The 213-nt window shown below is 79.3% G+C and carries 1 protein-coding gene; it reads right to left on the bottom strand.

Features of this window, described 5'->3' with window-relative positions; all coding sequences use genetic code 11:
* Window positions 1–213 (bottom strand): DUF72 domain-containing protein (locus EF918_RS36620; RefSeq protein ID WP_148141397.1); only part of this gene is annotated, 213 nt, incomplete at both ends.

Here is a 213-nt window from a genome sequence, read left to right as displayed (position 1 = left end):
CCAGCTCCGCAGGGCGGTCCGGCCGTACGCGGGCCAGGGCGCGGCCCGGCCCTGGTGGAAGCGGACGTACCCCCAGTCCGTGGTGCGCCACAGCGGGGTGACCGGGCGCGAGCCACGGTCGGCCCAGCACAGCGCGGCCCCGCGGTCGGTGAGCACCGAGCGGACGTCGGGGGTCCACCAGGACGCGTGCCGCGGCTCGACCGCGACCCGGGT

The organism is Streptomyces sp. WAC06614, assembly GCF_003949795.1.
Taxonomy (GTDB): domain Bacteria; phylum Actinomycetota; class Actinomycetes; order Streptomycetales; family Streptomycetaceae; genus Streptomyces.
Note: the sequence above shows the minus strand (reverse complement) of the source record. Positions and strands in the feature narration are given on the sequence as shown.